Raw genomic sequence first — 21,863 nt, 5'->3', positions numbered from 1 at the left:
GCCGAAGCGGCTCTCAGGGCATGCCTCTCCCGTTGGCGCACACGGCGGTCTTTGCCGCGCCGTGCACCGCAAGGGCTGCATCGCAAGGCGGGTGCGGGAAGGCTTGCCTCCCCGCACCCCTGTTTCAGTTGGTCAGGAGTGCGCCTGGCGTCAGTTGATCAGCGCCCGGATCACCAATTGGACGCTGCCGCCGCCCGACGCGATGCTGTTCGCCGTCGCAGAGACGGTCCCGGCAGCTTCCGACGGGCCGGTGTCGAACGTCGAGGTCGAGCTGTGGAAGCCCGAGAACGTCACTTCCGTGGGAAGCACGTCGGTCAGGGCCACGTTCTCGGCGTTCGCGGTGCCGTTGTTCGTCACCGTGATCGTGTACTCGATGCAGGCGCCCGGCAGGGCGTACTGGCTCGCCACGACGGCGTCGGTCACGCAGTTCGAGGGGCTTTCGCTGATCACCTGCATCGTCTTGGAGACGACGAGCGTGGCGGTCACCACCTCGAAGACGCCCTCGTTGGAGTGGACACCGTCGGTGGCCGCATCCGCCGTGCCGGCGCCGTCGGCGAACACGGTTTCCTCGGTGGCGAGGTCGTTCGTGGCGCTCTCCGTCGTCACCGTGGTCGTCCCGACGTCGAGCGTCGTGGCCGAAACCGTGAAGGTGTCGATCGCGCCGTCAGCTGCCGAGGCGGGGATGTTCGCGACGATGAACACGGTCGTCGACGCCGCGTAGTTCGTCGTGTTGGTGGCGTGGCCGAGGTTGAAGGCCAGCGTGGTCGAGCCCGACGAAGGCGCATACTGCGTGTCGGTGCCCGGATCGAAGACGCCGTTGTCGTTGGCGTCGACGTAGACGACGTACTCGCCCGATGCCGGGCTTGCGCCTGCACCGAGCGTCAGGCCGATCGCCGTGCCCCCGCCGGCGACTGCGACGTCGATGTCGTAGCCTTGCTCGCCGTTGCCGGTGTTGGTGATCGTGTAGGCCAGGACCTCCGCGGTCTGGCCGGGGATCACCTGGTTGGTGCCGGCGGTCGCGACGGTAACGTCGATCTTCCGGTCGACGACGAACTCAGCCGTGTCGTTGGCTGCCGTCTGGGCGACACCGCCGACGTTGTAGGCGACCGACACCGTGTTCGAAACGGTTGTGCCCGCTTCGGTTCCGATAGCCAGCGCAGGAGACGCGGCGAGCAGGATGCCCGCCATGCCGAGACCGCCCGCAAGGGCCCCACGGCACGCGACCTTGGAGAAGGCCGAAAAACTCAACTCGCACATGTTCCACACCTCTAAGTGCCCTCCAGGGACACACAGGTGTATGGGAGCAGTTTAAACAGAGCGTTACTTCCGTGGGATTCGTTTCAAGGACGCGCTATTTTTGGCTAAAATTGCAACTCAAAGGTGCATACATGTGTCAGGTTGTATAGGCGCCACGCGGACCGGTGGCTGCCCGCACGCCTTGGCCGGGCATGCCTGGACAAAAGCAAGGGGCGCGGCCGGAAAACCGGTCGCGCCCCTTGAGATCCAGGTGGCCAGCGATGTCGCCGGGCAGGCCGCGTGCGGCGCCGGACCAGCGGTCTGTCTAGTTCAATACGGCCCGGTAGCTAACCGCGCCTGCCGTCTCCGCCGGAACCGGCGTGGTCAGGATGAACCGGATGTGGGTGTAATCCTCCGCGGTGGCCTGGCGGTCCTTGCCGTCCGGGCCCTTGACGAACAGCGTGTTCCATGGCCCGAAGGTGCGGCCGTCGTCGACGGAGAACAGCACCGTCGCGCCGGCACCTTCCGCGGTACCGTCGCGGTAGGTCATCTGCTCGGGCACCGCGCTGGTGACGACGATGTTCTCGGCTGCCTTGTCGCCGGCGTTCTTGTAGCGGATCGTGTAGATCACTTCCTCACCCGGCACGACCCGCGTCGCCGGCACGCGGGTGACGACCTTCTCGCCCTGCGCGTTGGTGGTGACGACTTCCTTTTCGGGAATGTTCTGAACTTCGATCCGGTTGGCAAAGGCCGGCGCAGCGGCCAGGCTGGCGAGAATGCCGATGACGGGCAACAGTCGGCGCATGGGTAGTCCTCCGCGGGATGTGCACGATTGCATGTGGGCCAAGATCGCCTCACAGCGTTAATGGAGGGCTAACGGCTCGCGCAAAAGGAGATCAGCCGCGCCGGGAGAGGGTCACGACCAGCACGCCGGTCACGGCGACGCCCATCCCGGCAAGCGCAAGCGGCGGCATCCGCTCTGCGAACAGGAGCCAGGCGATCGCCGCGGTGCTGGGCGGCACGAGGAAGAAGAGGCTGGCCACGTTCGACGCAGCCCCGCGCCGGATCAGGACATAGAGCAGGCTGACGGCGCCCAGCGACAGCACGAGCGTGAGCCACAGGAGCGCGAAGACCAGTTCTCCCGTCCATTCGATCCGTCCGGTCTCGAAGACGAGGGCAAGTGCCCCGCATGCCAGGGCGGCCGCCGCGAACTGCACGACGATCCCGGCGCGCATCGGCAGGTCCTGGCAGAACCGCTTCTGGTAGATGGTGCCGATGGCGATGCCGAGCAACGACAGCACGTTGAGCCCGACCGCGAGCGGTGTGCCGAGCCCTGCGCCCAGCTTCTCGCCCACGACCATGGTCACGCCGGCAAGGCCCAGCGCCAGGCCCAGCCATTGCATCGGCCGCACCCGCTCGCCCAGCAGGGGGCCGGCCAGCGCGGCCGTGAGGATCGGTTGCACGCCGACGATGAGGGCCGAGGTTCCCGCCTCCAGCCCATGCGCGATGGCCGCGAACACGCCGCCGAGGTAGGTCGCCTGCATCAGGATGCCCGCGACGGCCAGGTGCCCGATGTCGCGCAGGCCGAGCCTGAACCCGCCCCCCGTCGCCAGCGTGAAGGCCGCAAGCAGCGCCGCCCCCAGCACGAAACGCAGCGTGAGGAAGGTCATCGGCTCCGCATGGGGCATCGCATAGCGCGCGCCGATGAAACCCGTCGACCACAGGAGCACGAAGACAATGGGGCTCAGGGCGACGAGTATGCCGTCGCGCCTGCCCGAACTGGCCGTGTTGGCCGTGTCTGCCATGCTCCCGCCATCTCCTCGCCCGCAAGCCGCCCTTGCCGCCGGTCAGCGTCGGCCACCTGCAAAGGGGGATGTGACAGAACCGGACGCGCCGGTCACACTGCCCGCAGTTCCGTATCCGTCGCAAGGAGGTTCCGACCATGTCCGTCATGCAGTTCCGACACTTCGCCGCAGGGCTTGCCCTCGGGCTGTTGACCCTCGGGGCGGTCCAGCCCGCGCTGGCAGACGACGACGACCGCCGGATCGCCATCACGGGGCGGGCGGAGGTCACGGCCGTGCCCGATCGCGCCGACGTGACGCTTGGGGTCGATGCGGAGGGCAAGACGGCAGCGGCGGCCATGGCGGAGAATGCGCGCCGCATGTCGGCGGTGTTCGAGGCGCTGACCGCCGCGGGCGTCGCGCGCGAGAAGATCGGCACTACGGGCCTCTCGCTGCAGCCGGTCTACGACTACCCGCACCAGCAGGGGCGGAACGGCCCGCCGCGCCTGGTGGGCTTCCGCGCCTCCAACATGGTGCAGGTCCGCGTGACCGAGATGGACCGCGTGGGCAAGGTGCTCGACGCGACCGTCGAGGCGGGCGCGAACACGATCCACGGCATAAGCTTCAGCGTGTCGGAGGCGGACAGGCTGCTCGACACCGCCCGCGCCGAGGCCGTGGCGGACGCGCGCCGCAAGGCGGAGATCTATGCGAAGGCCGCGGGCGTGCGCCTGGGCAAGGTGCTGCGGATCGACGAGGCGCGCGGCGGCGGCCCGCAGCCCGTCTACCGCGCGATGGCCATGGCGTCGGAGGCGATGCGCGCCGACACGCCCGTCGCGCCCGGCGAGCAGACGCTCGGCATATCCGTCAGCGTCCTGTGGGAGCTGGAAGACTAGGCGGGGCGGAAGAGAGGGGGCCTACGCCCCCTTCACCTTGTCACGCAGCGCGAACTTCTGGATCTTGCCCGTTGAAGTCTTTGGCAATTCGTCGAAGATCACATGGCGCGGGCACTTGTAGTGCGCGAGCCGCTCCCGGCACCAGGCGACGATTTCCTCCTGCGTCGCGGACTTGCCGGGCTTCAGCTCGATCACGGCGCAGGGCGTCTCGCCCCACTTCTCGTCCGGCTTGGCGACCACGGCCACCGCGGCGACGGCCGGGTGCTTGTAGATCGCGTCCTCCACCTCGATGGAGGAGATGTTCTCCCCGCCCGAGATGATGATGTCCTTCGATCGGTCCTTGAGCTGGATGTAGCCGTCCGGGTGCATGACGCCCAGGTCGCCCGAATGGAACCAGCCGCCGGCGAATGCCTCCTCCGTGGCCTTGCGGTTCTTCAGATACCCCTTCATCACGATGTTGCCGCGGAACATGACCTCGCCCAGCGTCTCGCCGTCGGCGGGCACGGGCTCCATCGTCTCGGGATCCATCACGGTCAGCCCTTCGAGCGCGGTGTAGCGCACACCCTGGCGCGCCTTGCGGGTCGCGCGGGCGTCGGGCTCCAGCGCGTCCCATTCCGCCTTCCACTCGTTTGCGACGGCAGGGCCGTAGGTTTCTGTCAGGCCGTAGACGTGGGTCACGTCGAAGCCCGCGTCGCTCATGCCCGCCAGCACCGATTCCGGCGGCGGCGCGGCGGCGGTGATGAAGTGGACGCGATGGGGAAGTGGCTGCTTGTCCTCGTCGGGCGCGTTGAGCAGCGTCGACATGACGATGGGCGCGCCGCACAGGTGCGTGACGCCGTGGCGCGCGATCGCCTCGTACATCGCGCCGGCGCGGACCTGGCGCAGGCACACGTGCGTGCCCGCGACCATCGCGATCGTCCAGGTGAAGCACCAGCCGTTGCAGTGGAACATCGGCAGGGTCCAGAGATAGACCGGATGCCGCCCGATCCCTGCAGCGGCCACGTTCGCATAGCCCATCAGGTGCGCGCCGCGGTGGTGATAGACGACGCCCTTGGGATTGCCCGTCGTGCCGGAGGTGTAGTTGAGGCTGATCGCCTCCCACTCGTCGTCCGGCATCGCCCATTCGTGGTCGGCGTCGCCGGTTGCGATGAATTCCTCGTAATCGTGCTGGCCGATGCGGGATCCGTCCTGCGGAAACTCCGGATCGTCGTAGTCGATCACGATGGGCCGCACCTTCGCCTTGGCGAGCGCGGCGCGCATCACCTCCGAAAACTCCCCGTCGACGATCACGATCCTGCTCTCGGCATGGTCGAGCTGGAAGGCGATGATGTCCGCGTCGAGGCGCGTGTTCAGGGAATGCAGCACAGCGCCCGTCATCGGCACGCCGTAGTGCGCCTCCAGCATCGCGGGAACATTCGGCAGCATCACGGTGACCGTGTCGCCCTTGCCGATTCCGATTTTCGTGAGCGCAGACGCAAATTTGCGGGCGCGAACGTAGAACTCCTCGTAAGTCATCGACATGTTGCCGTGCAGCACCGCCGTGTGCGTCGGGAAGACCCGTGCGGACCGGTCGAGGAAGCTCAGCGGGGTCAGCGGCTGATGGTTCGCGGGCGTCTTCGGCAGGTCGAGGTCGTACGGGCTGGACGTGGTCATCTGCTCTCCCTCAGGGCTGTTCGTTCGGCGGCACGCGGCGGGCGCGCGACGGTTCTCCCTCGCCCGCGAAAGCTAGCCATTCGGAGGGCCGACGGCAACGGCTCACGCGCACCATCTGGCCCGCGGCACCCATGCGCCCTAGAGTTTCCGTCATGGGTATCCTTCGCAGTCTTCTCGCGGCTGGCGTGTCGGCCGGGCTCTGGGTGGCGCCCGCGGGTGCGGAGACGCCGGTCGCGCTGGAGCTCGTGCTGGCGCTCGATACCTCCGAGAGCGTGAACGCGGAGGAGTTCGCCCTGCAGGCGCGCGGCCTCGCCGCCGCCTTTGTCCATCCGCGCGTGCAGCAGGCCATCGCCCGGGCGGGAGAGGGCGGCGTCGCCATCGCGGTGACGCAATGGGCAGGTTTCCGCGAGCAGACCGTCTCCATCGCCTGGACGCACTTGCGGGGGGAGGCGGATGCGGAGGCACTGGCGGCCCGGCTTGCGGGGCTGGAGCGGGCGTATATCGGCGGCGGGACGGGGATTGCCGCGGCGCTGACCCATGCGGCGGCCCTGTTTGCGGGCAACGGCTTCGACGGTCAACGACGGGTGATCGACCTTTCCGGCGACGGGCGGGAGAACCGGGGCGGCGACGTTGCCAGCGTGCGCGATGCCATCGTGGCGCAGGGCATCGGCATCAACGGTTTGCCGATCCTCAACGAGGACCGCTTCCTCTATTATTACTATCGGGGCAACGTGATCGGCGGACCCGGCGCATTTGCCGAGATTGCCAACGATTACGAGGACTTTGCGAACGCCATCGTGGAGAAGCTGGTGCGCGAGATCGGGGCGCCCGCCTTGTCGGGCGTTCCCACCTCTGCCGGGGACATGGCCGCATTGTTTCCGCAGCGTTGAAGAACATTCGCATTCGTTCGCTCTTGGAAAGAAGCCTCCGGTCTGTTTCCTTCTTTCCCGCGAAACGCCGGCACCGCCACGACCGGCCCTAAAGACCCAGGACGGAGGACATGTCCATGAGCACGCTCGACCTGCCGCACGGCATGGAGATCACGGGGCCGATCAAGCCCGGCTACGAGACCATCCTGACGCGCGAGGCGCTGGAGCTGGTGGCGAAGTTGCACCGCGCCTTCGACGGCACCCGCAAGGAGTTGCTGGCCGAACGCGCCGCCCGGCAGGTCGACCTCGACCGCGGGCTGGGCCTCGATTTCCTGCCCGAGACGGCGGAGATCCGGAAGGGCGACTGGACGATCCGCGGCACTCCGGAGGACCTGCAGGACCGCCGGGTCGAGATCACCGGCCCCGTCGACCGCAAGATGGTCATCAACGCGCTCAACTCCGGCGCGTCGTGCTTCATGGCGGACTTCGAGGATGCGTCGACGCCGACCTGGGACAACATGATCGGCGGCCAGATCAACCTGCGCGCTGCCAACCGGCGCGAGATCGACTTCACCGACGAGGTGACGGGCAAGGCCTACAAGCTCAACGAGAACCATGCCGTCCTGCTGGTCCGTCCGCGCGGATGGCACCTGGACGAGGCGCATGTTCTTGTCGATAAATCAAGGGTTTCAGGGTCCATCTTCGACTTCGCGCTCTATCTCTTCCACAATCACGCCGCGCTGAAGAAGGGGCACTCCGGCCCTTACTACTACCTGCCGAAGATGGAGCATTACCTGGAGGCGCGTCTGTGGAACGACGTGATCTCAATGGCGCAGGAGCATCTGGGCCTGCCGGTGGGTACGGTGAAGTCCACCGTTCTGATCGAGACGATCACGGCGGCCTTCCAGATGGATGAGATCCTCTATGAACTCCGCGACCACATCGTCGGGCTGAACTGCGGGCGCTGGGACTATATTTTCAGCTTTATCAAGAAGTTCCGGAACAGACCTGAGTTCGTGCTTCCGGACCGCTCGGCGGTTGGCATGACGCAGCCCTTCATGCGCGCCTATTCTCAATTGTGCATCAAGACCTGCCATCGGCGCGGCGCGCACGCGATGGGGGGCATGGCGGCGCAGATCCCGATCAAGGGCGACGAGGCGGCGAACAAGGCCGCGATGGACAAGGTGCGCGCCGACAAGACGCGCGAGGCGACCGACGGCCACGACGGTACCTGGGTCGCGCATCCGGCGCTCGTGCCCATCGCCAAGGCGGTGTTCGACGAGATCATGCCCGGCGCCAACCAGATTGCGGCGAAACCGCGCCACGACGTCGAGGTGAGTGCGGCCGACCTGCTGGCGCTGCCGGAAGGGCCGCGGACGGAAGCGGAACTGCGCGCCAACATCCGCGTCGGCCTGCAATATCTCGAAGCATGGCTGCGGGGCCTTGGCTGCGTGCCGCTCTACAACCTCATGGAGGACGCGGCGACGGCCGAGATCAGCCGCGCCCAGATCTGGCAGCAGCTTCGCCACAAGGCGCGCTTCGACGACGGGGTGGAGCTTTCGCCCTCGCTCTTCGAGACGATCTACAAGCAGGAAACCTCGCGCTTCACGGGCGGCGCGTTCGACCGCGCCATCGAGCTGTTCCACGAGATGTGCGTGGCGGAAGACTTCCCGGCCTTCCTGACGACCCCGGCCTACGAGGCCATCGTCGAGGCGGGCATGTAGGAGAAACGCGGCCGGGGAAGGGGGACAGGAAGCCTTCCCCGGCCGCCAGGGTCACGCGCGTGGGAAGCGCGGGACGGTGTGCACCGGCGGGTCGGCCGAGATCGAGGGGGCCGCGTCGCGGTTCCCGGCCGGGGCGATATCACGCACGCGCCAGTCCCCACGATAGGCGAGCGGCCAGCCCGCTGCCTCCATCGCCGCGGCGAGAGCGGCGCCGGCAGCAATCGCCGCGCGGGTGCGGTCGGCCAGGATCATGCCATCGGGGGACAGGAGCGTGGCGGCATGCGCAGTCGCAAGGCCGTGGTGTCCTGCGTGCGCGGCGGCCGCGAGGCTGAGCATCAGCGCCTCGTCCCGCCCCACGCAAGGGCAGCAGGCGGCGTGGTGGCCGACGGTGCGGCCCGCATCCTTGCAGATCGCGCCGAGGTAGCGGACGAGGGCGGCGAGAGTCGCATGTCCGTGATAGGCGCCCAGCAGCTTCCCATGCTCCCGCCAGACGAGCGGCCAATGCTCGCGCCCAGAAGCCCAGCGGCGGATCGACCAGATGACGAGACGCTCCGCCTCGGTCAGGTCGCGTATCCATCTGCGGTCGGATACGGGAATCGTGTAGCGGCGGGGCAGGGGCATGGCTCAATCCATATTGCAAAGAGTTTGCATTTGCAGATTGTCAGGATGGGCGGCCATGTGTCAAGCGGATCCCCCCGAAAAATCGGGGCGGGAGGTCCGGGAGGGGGTGACGCAGACAGTCCTGCCCGCTACATCACGCCCCATGAGCAGCCTGCCGACACTCGACGACCTGGTCGAAAACTTCGAACTTCTCGACGATTGGGAAGACCGCTACCGCTATGTGATCGAGCTTGGGAAAGAGCTTGAGCCGCTCGACCCCGCCGATCATTCGGACGCAACGAAGGTGGAGGGGTGCGTCAGCCAGGTCTGGTTGCGTGCAGACCTCGACGAGGCGCGCGACGTGCTGGTCTTCCGGGGCGATTCAGACAGCCATCTCGTCCGCGGGCTGGTGGCAATCCTGCTCGCGCTCTATTCCGGCAGGACGCGGGCGGAGATCCTCGAAATCGACGCGCAGGGCGCGCTTGCCAGGCTCGGCCTGACCGAGCACCTGACGCCGCAGCGATCGAACGGCCTCGCCTCCATGGTGCGCTATGTGCAGGCCTATGCGCGCGGGGAGCGCCCGGTACATGGGCGCCTTCACTGACCTGGCATGAAGTTTGTGAAGCGAGGGGTTGGAGGCGGGGCGGCCTCAGGCGAGCCGTTCCAGCGCGGCGAGCAGCGCATCGAGCGCAAACCCGACCTGAAGGCACAAGAACCGTTCGAACAATGTGAGGGTCATGGCTGGCCGTCACGTTTCCCCGTCCCGAATTCGATCAAAGTTTAATCGAAATGAAACGATCCGCAAGGGGCACCTGCTCCGATTCGGACCAGAAAATATAGTTAATTCAATTTGGTATGGTTAACGCTCCCGCCGCTGCCGTGGGCGCAGACAGCGGTTGCAAGGGGATATAAAGTTTTCTACATATCGTTATCTTCAAGGAGATGACGCATGACCTCGCTCTTGCAGACGCTGCTCGACGAACGTCCCTGGCTTCTGGCCGACGGGGCGACGGGCACGAATTTCTTCGCGATGGGGCTGGAATCCGGTGACCCGCCGGAGTTCTGGAACGTCGACCACCCGGACCGCGTCGAGGCGCTGCACCGCGCCTTCGTCGAGGCGGGCGCAGACATCATCCTGACCAACAGTTTCGGCGCGAACCGCCACCGGCTGAAGCTGCACCAGGCGCAGGGCCGCGTGCACGAGTTGAACGCGGCCGCCGCTGCGATCGCCCGCAAGGTTGCAGACGCCGCCGGCCGCCCGGTGGTCGTCGCGGGCTCCATGGGGCCGACCGGCGAACTGCTGGAGCCTGTGGGCGCACTTGCCTACGAGGACGCGGTCGAAACCTTCGCCGAGCAGGCGGAGGGCCTGAAGGCGGGCGGGGCGGACGCGCTCTGGATCGAGACCATGTCGGCGGAGAACGAGGTCCGCGCGGCGATCGAAGGGGCGGCACGCGCCGGCGTTCCCATCGTCGCGACCATGAGCTTCGACACCGCCGGCCGCACCATGATGGGCATCACCCCCGCAGCGCTCGGGGAGCTTTCGGGCCATCTGCACCCCGAACCCTGCGCCATCGGCGCCAACTGCGGCGTGGGCGCGAGCGAGCTTGTGTGCACCGTGCTCGGCATCTCCAGCGCACGGCCCGGGGCGGTCGTGGTCGCCAAGGCCAATTGCGGCGTGCCGAAGTTCGTCGACGGCGAGATCGCCTACACCGGCACGCCTGAGTTGATGGCGGACTATGCCCGCCTCGCGCTCGACGCGGGCGCGCGGATCATCGGCGGCTGCTGCGGCACGAAGCCCGAGCATCTGAAGGCGATGCGCGACGCGCTCGAAGGCTACACGCCCGGCGCGCGCCCGACGCCGGAGGAGGTGGAAGCCCGGCTCGGCGAGATCTCCGAACTTGCGCGCGCGGGCGGCGCCGCACCCGCGGCGGGAGACGACGAGGCGCGTGCCGGCCGCCGCCGCGGACGCAGGCGGGCCTGAATGGCTGTCGGCGCAGGTTCAGAAGGGGCGCCCTGCCTCGGCGATTGCGGCATCGTACTCGGCTTTCAGGCGGGCGACGAGTTCCGCGGTGGTCGGGTTGTCGTGGATGCCGCCGACGCCCTGGCCCGCCGACCACACGGTCTTCCAGGCGCGCGCCTCCCGGCCTTCCTTGCTGAAGTCGATCTGATGCCCCTCCGGCAGATTGTCGGGGTCGAGACCGGCCTCGACGATGCTCTGGCGCATGAAGCTGCCGTGCACGCCGGAGATGGCGGGCGTGTAGACGATGTCCTTGGCCTCCGCCTCGATGATCATCTGCTTGTAGTCGTCCGGGCCGCGGCTCTCCTGCGTCGCGATGAAGCGCGTGCCGAGATAGGCGAAGTCCGCCCCCATGACGCGGGCGGCGGCGACGTCGCGGCCCGTGTTGAGGCAGCCCGCGAGCACGATGGTGCCGGAGAACATCTGCCGCACCTCCGACACGAAGGCGAAGGGGTTCAGCGTGCCCGCGTGGCCGCCCGCGCCGTTGCAGACGAGGATGAGGCCGTCGACGCCCGCCTCCGCCGCCTTGCGCGCGTGGCGCAGGTTGATGACGTCGTGGAAAACCGCGCCGCCATAGGCGTGCACCTCGTCGACGAGTTCCTTCACCGCGCCAAGCGAGGTGATGATCAGCGGCACCTTCTTGTCCGCCACGACCTTGAGGTCGGCGTCGATGCGGGTGTTGCTGCGGTGGACGACCAGGTTGACGCCCCAGGCCGCGGCATCGGGCGTGCGCCCGCCCTCGATGATGTCGCACCATTCGGCGAAACCTTCCGTCGTGCGCTGGTTCAGCGCCGGAAACGTGCCGATCACGCCGGCGTTGCAGGACGCGAGCACCAGTTCAGGCCCCGAGACGAGGAACATGGGCGAGGCGATCGCGGGCAGGGCCAGGTTGCGCGACAGGGCGGGCGGAATCGGCATGGGGTATCTCTCCGTGGGGGTTTTCCGCGATTTAGCACGCATACCGCAGCGGCAGCCAAGGCCCGGATCGGCAGGGCAGCCCCCTTCATGTCGCAATCGTTGGCGGCCATGTCGCACACGATGGCGGAAATTTCCCCCGGAACCCTCTAACTAAGCGGACGTACGTCTGCAGGACGGCAGGAGATGACCCATGGCGGATGACCAGGACGACGATCTCGATCTCGGCACGCTCGACGACGACGAGCTTGTCCAGCAGATGCAGGACGACCTCTACGACGGCCTCAAGGAGGAGATCGAGGAGGCGGTGAACATCCTGCTGGAGCGCGGGTGGGAGCCCTACGACATCCTCACCAAGGCGCTGGTCGAGGGGATGCGTATCGTCGGCAACGACTTCCGCGACGGCATCCTGTTCGTGCCGGAGGTGCTGCTCGCCGCCAACGCCATGAAGGGCGGCATGGCGATCCTGCGGCCGCTGCTGGTCGAGACGGGCGCGCCCAAGATCGGCAAGATGGTGATCGGCACGGTCAAGGGCGACATCCACGACATCGGCAAGAACCTCGTCTCCATGATGATGGAGGGCGCGGGGTTCGAGGTGATCGACCTCGGCATCAACAACCCGGTCGAGAACTACCTGGCCGCGATCGAGGAGCATCAGCCGGACATCATCGGCATGTCGGCGCTGCTGACCACGACCATGCCGTACATGAAGGTCGTGATCGACACACTGAAGGAGAAGGGCATGCGCGAGGACTTCATCGTCCTCGTCGGCGGCGCCCCCCTGAACGAGGAGTTCGGCAAGGCCATCGGCGCGGACGCCTATTGCCGTGACGCGGCGGTGGCGGTCGAGACGGCGAAGGACCTGATCGCGCGCCGCCACAACGCCCGCGCGGCGGGTTGAGATGACGACCGGCCGGCCCCGCACCGTCCTGATCGCGTGCGGCGCGCTCGCACGCGAGGTGCTGGCCGTGCTGGATCAGCAGGGGCTGGAGGGCGTCGACCTGCGCTGCCTGCCGGCGGAACTGCACAACCGCCCCGACCGGATTCCGGAGGCCGTGCGCGCGAAGATCCGCCAGGCGAAGGCGGAAGGCGCGCGCCCGCTCGTCCTCTACGGCGATTGCGGGACCGGCGGGCGGCTCGACGCCGTGCTTGCGGAGGAGGGGGCGGAGCGGATCGCGGGTCCCCATTGCTATGCGTTCTTCAGCGGCCTCGACAGGTTCGCCGAAACGGAAGAACGCGACGTAACATCCTTTTTTCTGACGGATTTCCTTGCGCGGCAGTTCGACGCGATCGTGTGGGCGGGCCTGGGCCTCGACAGGCATCCAGAGTTGCGCGACCTCTATTTCGGAAATTACGAGCGCGTGGTCTACCTCGCCCAGACCGACGATCCGGACCTGACGGAGAGGGCGCAGGACGCGGCCCGGCGTCTCGGCCTCGCTTTCGAGCGGCGCGTCACCGGCTACGGCGATCTGGCACGGTTCCTCGCAGCCTGAGCGGTCAGCCGCGGGCGAAATCTTCTGCCTGCTCGACGGCGCGGGCGAGATGCGGTCCGGGCAGGCCGCGCTCGCGATAGGGGGTGCGGTCGAAGAAGGCGCGGTAGCACTTGGAGAAGTGGGAGGGCGAGGTGAAGCCGCACGCCATCGCCACATTGATGACGGACATATCTGTCTGCAGAAGGAGTTGCCGGGCCTTCTGAAGGCGCAACTCGAGGTAATATCGCTTTGGCGAGCGGTTGAGATACCGGCGGAACAGGCGTTCGAGCTGCCGCGTCGAGAGGCCGGCGTCCCGCGCAAGCTCGGCGGGCGAGAGCGGGTCTTCCAAATTCTCCTCCATCGCCGCGACGATCTGCACGAGCTTCGGGTGACGCGCGCCGATGCGGGCGGGGAGCGAGATGCGCTGATGCTCCGTCTGGTCTCGGATCGGCGCGTGGATCAGTTCTTCCGCCACCTGTTGCGCCAGATCCCGGTCCTCCGCCAGCGCGATCAGCGTGACCATCATGTCGATGGGCGAGGTGCCGCCAGCGGACGAGAAGCGGTTGCGGTCAATCTCGAAAAGGTGCGTCGAAACAGTGATATCGGGAAATTCCTCGGTAAAGGACGCGAGGTTTTCCCAATGGATCGTGCAGCGGTAGCCATCGAGCAGCCCGGCATGCGCGAGGATGTAGCAGCCGGTGCACACCGCACCGAGATTGACGCCCAGCCTGTCCTGCCGCCTCAGCCAGTTCTCCAGCGGTTTCGTCTGGTATTTCTGCACGTTGAGGCCGGAACAGACGATGACCGTGTTGCCGCGGCGCAGATCCTTGAGCCCACCCGACGGTGTGAAGACGATGCCGTTCGACGCGGCAACGGGCGCGCCGTCCACGCTGAGGAGTCCCCAGGTGAACACCTCTTGCTCGGCCAGCATGTTGGCGATGCGCAAGGGCTCGACGGCCGAGGAAAAGGCCGCCATCGAAAACTCGGGCACCAGCAGGAAGGCGACATGGTGCGGGCGCTCGCCGATCTCGGTCCTGCTCATGGCCGCGCCTCCGTCCGTTCACCCACACATCAAGGACACAGGAGCGCCGCCGACTCGTCAATTCCGGATCGGATCACCGAGATCAGGCGAAGGCGTCAGGCATCTCGGCCTTGCGCCGGGCCACGAAGTCGTCGAGCGCCTCGGCAATGCCCGGGTCGAGCGGCGGGGCCTCGTAGCCGGCGAGCAGCTCCTTCCAGATGCGGTTGGCGCGGTCGGCGGAACTCAGTCCACCTTCGGAAAGCCATTGCTCGTAGGAATTGTTGTCTGCCGTGAAGGACCGGTAGAAGGCGCTCTCGAAATTCGCCTGCGTGTGCGCGCAGCCGAGGAAATGGTTGCCGGGTCCGACCTCGCGCAGCGCGTCCATGGCCTGCCCGCGCTCCGACATGTCGTAGCCCTCCGCGAAGCGCTGGTACATGCCGAGCTGGTCGATATCGAGGATGAACTTTTCGTAGGACGCCGCGAGCCCGCCTTCGAGCCAGCCCGCCGCGTGCAGCACGAAGTTGGTCCCCGCCATCATGGTCGCGTTCATGGTGGCGGCGGATTCATAGGCCGCCTGCGCATCCGGCAGCTTGGAAGCGCACAGGCTGCCGCCTGAGCGGAACGGCAGGCCGAGGCGGCGGGCAAGCTGCGCCGCGCCATAGAGCACGAGCGACGGCTCTGGCGTGCCGAAGGTCGGCGCGCCCGACTGCATGGACATGGAGCTTGCGAAGACGCCGAAGAGCACAGGCGCGCCCGGGCGGATCATCTGGGTGACGGCGGCGCCCGCCAGCACCTCCGCCAGAACCTGCGTCAGCGTGCCGATGGCGGTCGTGGGCGACATCGCGCCCGACAGGATGAAGGGGGTGACGAGGCAGGCCTGGTTGGCGCGAGCGTAGACCTTCAACGCGCCCAGCATAGTTTCGTCGAACACCATCGGCGAATTGGCGTTGATGAGGCTGAGGAGCACCGTGTTCCGATCCACGAAATCCGCGCCGAACAGGATGCGGGCCATCTCGACCGTGTCCTCGGCCCGCTCCGGCGCGGTGACGGAACCCATGAAGGGCTTGTCGGAATAGCGGATGTGGGAAAGTACCATCTCCAGGTGGCGCTTGTTGACGGGCAGGTCCACCGGCTCGCATACGGTGCCGCCCGAATGGTGCAGCCACGGCGTCATCCAGGTGAGCTTCACGAAATTGCGGAAATCCTCGATGGTCGCATAGCGCCGCCCCTCGTCGAGATTGTGGATGAAGGGCGGGCCGTAAACTGGCGCAAACACAATGGAATCGCCGCCGATTTCGACCGAGCGATCCGGGTTGCGTGCATGCTGGACGAAGCGCCGCGGCGCGGTCTTCAGCAGCGCACGGCAGAGACCCTTCGGCATGCGGACGCGCTCCCCCTGCACGTCGGCCCCGGCTGCGCGCCACAGGTCGAGGATTTCCGGATCGTCGCGGAACTCGATCCCGATCTCCTGCAGGACGGTTTCGGCGTTCTCCTCGACAAGGGTGAGACCCTCCTCGCTCAGGGGGTCGTAGAGCGGCACCTTGCGCACGATGGCCGTCATCTGGGGGCCGAGGCCGCCGCCGCCGCGGCGCGCGCGTCGCGCATCCGCCCCCCCGCGCCCGCGCCTGCCGCTCCGCCCCGCGGATGCGGCCTGTGGATCCATCGCACCGCCGGGGTCGGTATCGGACATGGGCCACGCGCCTCCCTTGGAGATGGACCGTTGCGGAAGCGCATGGCCTCGATGCCGCGCGCTCGCCCAATTCTCGCGCGCCCGCATGGCGCGCCTTGCCCATTCGCGGCAAGCCATGCACCGTGAGCGACCTCGGCCAACGCAAGACAGGGGTCCGGCATGCCGCTGCCCGACATGGGGCTCTCCGCACTCGATTTCGCCGCCGTTGCCGTGTTCTTCGGCGGGTGGATCCTGTTCGCGCTGGTGGTCGATACCGGCCCGCTGGCCAGACATACGCTCACCACGCGCATGAACGAGGCGCGGCGGCGCTGGATGCTGCGGATGCTGACGCGCGAGGTGCGGATGGTCGACACCGCGATCCTCGCCAATCTGCTGAACGGCACGGTGTTCTTTGCCTCGACCTCGATCCTCGCCATCGGCGGCAGCGTTGCGCTGCTCGGCGCGACGGAGCGGATCATGGCGGTGGCGTCGGATGTGCCTTTCCTGGTGGGCGGCATGGACCCGGCTGCGTGGGAGGCGAAGATCCTCGTCTTCACGATGATCTTCGTCTACGCCTTCTTCAAGTTCGGCTGGGCGTTCCGGCTGTTCAACTATTGCTCGATCCTCGTGGGCGCGGCACCGCTGACCGACCAGGCAGACACGGCGGAGGCACGCGACGCGGCCCTGCGCGCCGCCGAAATGAACATCGTCGCGGCCAAGCAGTTCAACAGGGGCCTGCGCGCCTATTTCTTCGCGCTGGCCTATCTCGGCTGGTTCATCGGGCCGCTGACGCTGATGCTGACCACGTTTCTCGTATGCGCGGTGCTGGCCCACCGGCAGTTCGCCTCGCGCGCGTTCGACATCGCGGAAGCGTTCGCGCCCGACGGGCCGGAGACACCCCCGGGCCCCTGAGCCGCGTGAGGCTTCAAAAACGGCCGCGAATCCGGCACCTCTGTCGCAATCGGCGCGCGCCCGGTCGCTGGCGGCAGCGGACGGCCCCGCGCATTCGCGTAACCCTTCACATCGGCAAGGACGGATCGGACATGGGTCAACTCACGGTCGTGTACTGGCGCGACATCCCCGCACAGGTCATCGCCAGGGCGGGGCGGCGGACGGCGAAGCGGCAGCTTTCGGAGCGCTTCGAACAGGCCATCGACCGGTGCGCGATGCGCGTGGGAGCGAGCGGGACCGATGCCTATCTTGCCGAGTGGCGGCGCGGCGCGCCCGAGCCCTGCGAGGACGATCTGGAAGCGGCGGTCGAGGATGCCGTCGCCCGGATCGAGGCGGAACTCACGCCCGGGCGTCTCAAGGCGCTCGTCGAGCGGGGCGGGTACGCGGCGGCGCCGGACTGACAACGGTCTGGACGGGGCGCGAGAGACCCCGGTTGGAGTGACGGGATGACGACACCTGCCGTGCGCGCGCTATTGCAGAGCTTCACCATCGAGGTGACCCCGAAGCAGATCGGGCAGGTTCCGGACCTGCGCGACCTGCTGCCGCGCGGCACGACGGTCTATGTCGCCCACATCGAGGGGACGCCGTTCGCGGAGATGCTGGGCGCGGCGCGCAGGCTCGTGCGCGAGGGGTTCTGCCCCCGTCCCCATATCCCCGCCCGCCTGCTCGACAGCGAGGACCAGTTGCGGGAATGGGCGCGCGCGTATGCGGGCGAGGCGGGCGTGTCCTCCGCGCTCTGCATCGCGGGCGGGATCGAGCGGCCGCGCGGCCCCTTCGCCGACAGCATGGCGGTGCTTGAGACAGGCGCGCTGTCGGACGCCGGCATACGGACGGTCGCGGTCGCCGGGCATCCGGAAGGCAACCGGGACATCGGGGAGGAGGGGATCGCCGCCGCGCTCGCCTGGAAGAACGCCTATGCGGAATGCACCGGCGACGCACTGTCGATCACCACGCAATTCTGCTTCGAGGCCGCGCCCTGCATCGCGTGGGCCGAGCGGCTTCGCGCCGGGGGCAACCGGCTGCCCATCGACCTCGGCGTCGCAGGTCCGGCCAAGCTCTCGACCCTCATCAAGTATGCGACCATGTGCGGGATCGGCCCGTCCATGCGGGTGCTGACCCGGCAGGCGCGCAACATGACGAAGCTGATGTCGGTCGCGGGACCCGACGCCTTCGTCGGCCGCATCGCGGAACATGTCGCGGAGACGCCCGCCTCGGCGATCCGCCGGCTGCATTTCTTCCCCCTCGGCGGATTGCGCCAGACGGCGGAGTGGATCGCCGGGAACCGGGGCGGGTTGCACGCCCAGCCCCTTGACAATGCGCGCGGGACACGGCAAGTCGCATAAAGACATCTTTATATCCTCAAGCTGAGGGATTTCAGCCCATGGCCCGCACCGTCGTCACCTCGGAGAAGAAGAAGGTCGTCATCGGCTTCGACGAGCCGTTCTGCGTGATCGGGGAGCGGATCAATCCCACGGGCCGCAAGAAGCTCGCCGAGATGATGAAGAACGGCGACTATTCGATGGTGGAGGCCGACGCCGTCGCGCAGGTTGCGGCGGGCGCCATGATGCTCGACGTGAACGCGGGCATCCCGCTCGCCGACGAGCCGCGCATCCTCGCCGAGACGATCCAGCTCGTGCAGTCCATCGTCGACGTGCCGCTCTCCATCGACAGTTCCATCATCGACGCGCTGGAGGCGGGGCTTGCCGTCTACAAGGGGCAGGCACTGGTGAACTCGGTCACGGGCGAGGAGGAATCGCTGGAGCGTGTGCTGCCGCTGGTGAAGAAATACGACGCCTCCGTCGTCGCCATCTCGAACGACGAGACGGGCATCTCCATGGACCCGGACGTGCGCTACGCGGTCGCCAAGAAGATCGTGGAGCACGCCGCCGATCATGGCATTTCCAAGGACCGCGTGGTGGTCGACCCGCTGGTCATGCCGATCGGCGCGCTCAACGCCGCGGGCAAGCAGGCCTTCACCCTGATCCGCCGCCTTCGCGAGGAACTGGGCGTCAACACGACGTGCGGCGCCTCCAACATCTCCTTCGGTATCCCGAACCGGCACGCGATGAACGCCCATTTCCTCTCGATGGCCGCCTGCGCGGGCATGACGAGCGCGATCATGAACCCGCTTCACAAGGAGGAAATGGACGGCGTGCGTGCGGCCAACACGCTGAACGGCGTCGACCCCGACTGCCGCGCCTGGCTGACCGCGAACCGCGCGCCGGCGCCCGAGGGGGCAGAGGGCGAAGGCGGCCGCCGCGAACGCCGCCGCCGGCGCGGCGGTGCGGCCTGAGGCGCCGGGCGAAACGCAAGCAAGCTGACAGGTCCGATCATGCCGGATGGCAAGACCAGCGACGCGCTCCTCGTCTTCACGCCAAGCGGGCGGCGTGGCCGTTTCCCGGTCGGCACGCCGATCCTGACGGCCGCGCGGTCCCTCGGCGTCGACATCGATTCCGTCTGCGGCGGGCGCGGGATCTGCGGGCGCTGCCAGGTCGTCCTGTCGGAGGGGGAGTTCGCCAAGCACGGGCTCACCAGCCGCGCGGGGCACCTGAGCCCGTGGAGCGCGGTCGAGGAACGCTACCGCTCCAAGCGCGGCATGAAGGCGGGCCGGCGTCTGTCCTGCACCGCGACGCTGCAGGGCGACGCCGTGATCGACGTGCCCGCCGACAGCCAGGTCCACAAGCAGGTCGTCCGCAAGCGGGCCGAGGTCCGCGCCATCGAGATGAACCCGGCCACCCGCCTCCATTACCTGGAGGTGGAGGAGCCGGACATGCACAAGCCGCAGGGCGACCTCGAGCGCGTGCAGGCAGCACTTGCCGCGCAATGGGGGATCGAGGGGGCGGCCGCCGACCTCGACGTGATCCGCGTGCTGCAAGCCGCGCTGCGCAAGGGCGGCTTCCGCATCACCGTGGCGGTGCACGAGGATCGCGCCGGCCCACGCATCGTCGCCGTCTGGCCGGACTTCCGCGACCGGATCTACGGGCTTGCCATCGACGTCGGCTCGACCACCATCGCCGCCCACCTCTGCGACCTCGCGAGCGGGGAGGTGGTGGCGTCCGCCGGCGTGATGAACCCGCAGATCCGCTTCGGCGAGGACCTGATGAGCCGCGTCTCCTACGTCCTCATGAACCCCGGCGGCGACCGGGAGATGACGGCGGCGGTGCGCGAGGCGATCAGCGACCTCGCGGCGGAAGTGGCGGCGGAGGCGGGCATAGCGCCCGGGGACATTCTCGAGGCGGTGTTCGTCGGCAACCCGATCATGCATCACCTGCTTCTGGGCATCGACCCGAGCGAGCTTGGCGGCGCGCCTTTCGCGCTTGCGGCGGGGACGGCGCAGTCGCTGCGCGCGAGCGAGCTTGACCTGAAGCTTCACCCCGGCGCGCGGGTCTATGTGCTCCCCTGCATCGCCGGGCACGTGGGCGCGGATACGGCTGCTGTCGCGCTGTCGGAGACGCCTTACCTCTCCGACGAGATCGCGCTGATCGTCGACGTGGGCACCAATGCCGAGATCCTTCTGGGCAACCGCCACCGGCTGCTTGCGGCCTCCTCGCCCACGGGACCGGCGTTCGAGGGGGCGCAGATCTCCTGCGGCCAGCGCGCAGCCCCCGGCGCCATCGAGCGGGTGCGCATCGACCGCGAGACGCTGGAGCCGCGCTTCAAGGTGATCGGCTGCGACCTATGGTCGAACGAGCCGGGCTTCGCTCAAGCCGTCGCGGGCATCGGCGTCACCGGCATCTGCGGGTCGGGCATCATCGAGGCGCTGGCGGAGATGTATCTCTCGGGCCTCATCCGCGCGGACGGCATCGTCGACGGGACGAAGGGCGCGCGCACGCACCGGATCGCGGGCGAGGGGCGCACCTTCAGTTACCTCCTGCACGACGGCGACCCGGCGGTGCGGATCACGCAGGGCGATGTGCGCGCGATCCAGCTTGCCAAGGGCGCACTCTACGCGGGCGCGCGGCTGCTGATGGATCATCTCGGCATCGACCGGGTGGAGCGGGTGACGCTCGCGGGCGCGTTCGGCAGCCACATCGACCCGGTCTACGCGATGGTGCTGGGCCTCATCCCCGATTGCGACCCGGCAAAGGTCGGCTCGGCGGGCAACGCCGCAGGCACGGGCGCACGCATCGCGCTGCTCAACACGGCCGCGCGCGCCGAGATCGAGGACGTCGTGCGCCGCATCGAGAAGATCGAGACGGCGGTCGAGCCGAAGTTCCAGGAGCATTTCGTGGGCGCGATGGCGATCCCGCACGCGACCGCTCCCTATACGGAGCTTGCCAAGGCGGTCGACCTGCCGCCGCGCGAGGTGACGGCGGCGGCGGAGGCGGGCGAGGGCGGGCGTTCACGGCGCCGGCGGCGCGGCACGCCCGCCGCCTGATCAGCCTTTCGCGAGCGTTTTCGCCTGTGCGACCCAATCGTCGCGCCGGATACGGCCCTTGAAGCTGCCGAGCCGCTCGTCCACGCGGTCGATGTCGGCCTGCGTCCACGCGGCGACCTGCGCGAAGGTGAAGACGCCAAGCTCGTTCAGGAGGCCTGCGAGCTTCGGACCCACGCCCTTGATGCGGGTGAGGTCGTCGGGCGCGGCATCCGCGTCCGCGGCAGGAATCCCCGTCGCGGCGGCGCGGGCGGCGGCCTCGCTCTCCAGAAGCCGGGCGGAGGGGGCTGCGGGTGCGCGTGCTGCTGCACCGGCCCCCTTGAGCCGGTCGACCTCGGCCAGCGCACGCGCACGCTCGGATTCGCAGGCCATCAGCTTCTGGCGCAACTCGTCGATCGCCGCGCCGCCTCCCTGGGGGCCGCCCGCGCCCGCCTCCCGCGCGGCCTTCAGGTCGTCGCGCAGTGCGCGCGCCTGTGTCTCGGCCTGCGTCAGGCGCTGGCGCCAGCTGTCGTGCAGCCGCTCCTCCCGCTTCCCACGCTGCATGAAGCAGAAGGCATAGCCAATTGCAAAACCGACAAGAATCGTAACAAAGAAGCCCATGTGCGACGTCCCCGGTGGCGAGATGCCCAATCCCTTGGCCAGCAGGGTACCGCGCCGGCAAGGGGGCCAGTGTCGCCCGAAAGCCGA

At 68.0% G+C, this 21,863-nt stretch carries 21 protein-coding genes; 12 read left to right on the top strand and 9 right to left on the bottom strand.

Going from position 1 to position 21,863, the window contains the following annotated elements; translation table 11 throughout:
• Positions 1-150: 150 nt before the first annotated feature.
• The 3 genes from NJQ99_RS05925 to NJQ99_RS05915 all read right to left on the bottom strand — a co-directional run bounded on the left by NJQ99_RS05925 (position 151) and on the right by NJQ99_RS05915 (position 3,041).
• Positions 151-1,257 carry a hypothetical protein gene (locus tag NJQ99_RS05925; RefSeq protein ID WP_269331865.1) on the bottom strand — a complete coding sequence of 369 codons (1,107 nt, stop codon included), beginning with the start codon at positions 1,255-1,257 and terminating at the stop codon, positions 151-153.
• 304 nt (positions 1,258-1,561) lie between these two features.
• Positions 1,562-2,041 (bottom strand): hypothetical protein, encoded by a 480-nt coding sequence (locus tag NJQ99_RS05920; protein WP_269331864.1) that lies wholly within the window; start codon positions 2,039-2,041, stop codon positions 1,562-1,564.
• 91 nt (positions 2,042-2,132) lie between these two features.
• Positions 2,133-3,041, bottom strand: a complete 909-nt coding sequence (locus NJQ99_RS05915) for a DMT family transporter (RefSeq protein WP_269331863.1) — start codon at positions 3,039-3,041, stop codon at positions 2,133-2,135.
• Between the two features lie 137 nt (positions 3,042-3,178).
• Here NJQ99_RS05915 and NJQ99_RS05910 point away from each other — a divergent pair, with 137 nt between their 5' ends.
• Positions 3,179-3,910 carry an SIMPL domain-containing protein gene (locus tag NJQ99_RS05910; RefSeq protein ID WP_269331862.1) on the top strand — a complete coding sequence of 244 codons (732 nt, stop codon included), beginning with the start codon at positions 3,179-3,181 and terminating at the stop codon, positions 3,908-3,910.
• Positions 3,911-3,931: 21 nt separating this feature from the next.
• Here the strand turns inward: NJQ99_RS05910 and NJQ99_RS05905 are convergent, their stop codons facing one another.
• Positions 3,932-5,563 carry an acyl-CoA synthetase gene (locus tag NJQ99_RS05905; protein WP_269331861.1) on the bottom strand — a complete coding sequence of 544 codons (1,632 nt, stop codon included), beginning with the start codon at positions 5,561-5,563 and terminating at the stop codon, positions 3,932-3,934.
• Positions 5,564-5,715: 152 nt separating this feature from the next.
• Between NJQ99_RS05905 and NJQ99_RS05900 the strand changes: the two genes are divergently transcribed.
• Entirely contained in the window at positions 5,716-6,453 is a 738-nt protein-coding gene (locus tag NJQ99_RS05900) for a DUF1194 domain-containing protein (protein WP_269331860.1), read from the top strand.
• 116 nt (positions 6,454-6,569) lie between these two features.
• Positions 6,570-8,156 (top strand): malate synthase A, encoded by a 1,587-nt coding sequence (gene aceB / locus NJQ99_RS05895; protein ID WP_269331859.1) that lies wholly within the window; start codon positions 6,570-6,572, stop codon positions 8,154-8,156.
• A gap of 51 nt (positions 8,157-8,207) precedes the next feature.
• Here aceB and NJQ99_RS05890 read toward each other — a convergent pair whose 3' ends face one another.
• Positions 8,208-8,777, bottom strand: coding sequence for a hypothetical protein (locus NJQ99_RS05890; protein WP_269331858.1), 570 nt, complete (start codon positions 8,775-8,777; stop codon positions 8,208-8,210).
• Positions 8,778-8,928: 151 nt separating this feature from the next.
• Between NJQ99_RS05890 and NJQ99_RS05885 the strand changes: the two genes are divergently transcribed.
• Entirely contained in the window at positions 8,929-9,360 is a 432-nt protein-coding gene (locus NJQ99_RS05885) for a SufE family protein (RefSeq protein WP_269332087.1), read from the top strand.
• Positions 9,361-9,705: 345 nt separating this feature from the next.
• Positions 9,706-10,737 carry a betaine--homocysteine S-methyltransferase gene (gene bmt / locus NJQ99_RS05880; protein WP_269331857.1) on the top strand — a complete coding sequence of 344 codons (1,032 nt, stop codon included), beginning with the start codon at positions 9,706-9,708 and terminating at the stop codon, positions 10,735-10,737.
• 18 nt (positions 10,738-10,755) lie between these two features.
• Here the strand turns inward: bmt and NJQ99_RS05875 are convergent, their stop codons facing one another.
• A complete protein-coding gene (locus NJQ99_RS05875; protein WP_269331856.1) occupies positions 10,756-11,691 on the bottom strand; it encodes an NAD(P)H-dependent flavin oxidoreductase in 936 nt (311 codons plus the stop codon).
• Between the two features lie 190 nt (positions 11,692-11,881).
• On the opposite strand from NJQ99_RS05875, the gene NJQ99_RS05870 reads away from it, so the two are divergent.
• Both NJQ99_RS05870 and NJQ99_RS05865 read left to right on the top strand, forming a co-directional pair.
• Positions 11,882-12,589, top strand: a complete 708-nt coding sequence (locus NJQ99_RS05870; RefSeq protein ID WP_269331855.1) for a corrinoid protein — start codon at positions 11,882-11,884, stop codon at positions 12,587-12,589.
• 1 nt (position 12,590) lies between these two features.
• Positions 12,591-13,181 (top strand): DUF1638 domain-containing protein, encoded by a 591-nt coding sequence (locus NJQ99_RS05865; protein ID WP_269331854.1) that lies wholly within the window; start codon positions 12,591-12,593, stop codon positions 13,179-13,181.
• Positions 13,182-13,185: 4 nt separating this feature from the next.
• On the opposite strand, the gene NJQ99_RS05860 is transcribed toward NJQ99_RS05865, so the two are convergent.
• Together NJQ99_RS05860 and NJQ99_RS05855 are read right to left on the bottom strand one after the other, a co-directional pair.
• Positions 13,186-14,202 (bottom strand): GlxA family transcriptional regulator, encoded by a 1,017-nt coding sequence (locus tag NJQ99_RS05860; RefSeq protein WP_269331853.1) that lies wholly within the window; start codon positions 14,200-14,202, stop codon positions 13,186-13,188.
• Positions 14,203-14,284: 82 nt separating this feature from the next.
• Complete coding sequence (locus NJQ99_RS05855) at positions 14,285-15,871, bottom strand: trimethylamine methyltransferase family protein (protein WP_269331852.1); 1,587 nt, start codon at positions 15,869-15,871, stop codon at positions 14,285-14,287.
• A 159-nt stretch (positions 15,872-16,030) separates the two neighbouring features.
• Between NJQ99_RS05855 and NJQ99_RS05850 the strand changes: the two genes are divergently transcribed.
• The 5 genes from NJQ99_RS05850 to NJQ99_RS05830 all read left to right on the top strand — a co-directional run bounded on the left by NJQ99_RS05850 (position 16,031) and on the right by NJQ99_RS05830 (position 21,179).
• Positions 16,031-16,762, top strand: coding sequence for a DUF599 domain-containing protein (locus tag NJQ99_RS05850; protein WP_269331851.1), 732 nt, complete (start codon positions 16,031-16,033; stop codon positions 16,760-16,762).
• A 131-nt stretch (positions 16,763-16,893) separates the two neighbouring features.
• Positions 16,894-17,202 carry a virulence factor gene (locus tag NJQ99_RS05845; RefSeq protein ID WP_269331850.1) on the top strand — a complete coding sequence of 103 codons (309 nt, stop codon included), beginning with the start codon at positions 16,894-16,896 and terminating at the stop codon, positions 17,200-17,202.
• A gap of 45 nt (positions 17,203-17,247) precedes the next feature.
• The gene (locus NJQ99_RS05840; RefSeq protein ID WP_269331849.1) at positions 17,248-18,144 is read left to right on the top strand and encodes a methylenetetrahydrofolate reductase; all 897 of its coding nucleotides are present in this window, start codon (positions 17,248-17,250) and stop codon (positions 18,142-18,144) included.
• 38 nt (positions 18,145-18,182) lie between these two features.
• Positions 18,183-19,094: a dihydropteroate synthase gene (locus NJQ99_RS05835; RefSeq protein WP_269331848.1), complete on the top strand. Its 912-nt coding sequence runs from the start codon at positions 18,183-18,185 to the stop codon at positions 19,092-19,094.
• A 39-nt stretch (positions 19,095-19,133) separates the two neighbouring features.
• A complete protein-coding gene (locus tag NJQ99_RS05830; protein ID WP_269331847.1) occupies positions 19,134-21,179 on the top strand; it encodes an ASKHA domain-containing protein in 2,046 nt (681 codons plus the stop codon).
• Here NJQ99_RS05830 and NJQ99_RS05825 read toward each other — a convergent pair whose 3' ends face one another.
• A complete protein-coding gene (locus tag NJQ99_RS05825) occupies positions 21,180-21,776 on the bottom strand; it encodes a helix-hairpin-helix domain-containing protein (protein ID WP_269331846.1) in 597 nt (198 codons plus the stop codon).
• Positions 21,777-21,863 lie beyond the last annotated feature (87 nt).

Origin of the sequence: Futiania mangrovi, assembly GCF_024158125.1 — a bacterium.
Classification (GTDB): Bacteria; Pseudomonadota; Alphaproteobacteria; order Futianiales; family Futianiaceae; genus Futiania; species Futiania mangrovi.
Note: the sequence above shows the minus strand (reverse complement) of the source record. Positions and strands in the feature narration are given on the sequence as shown.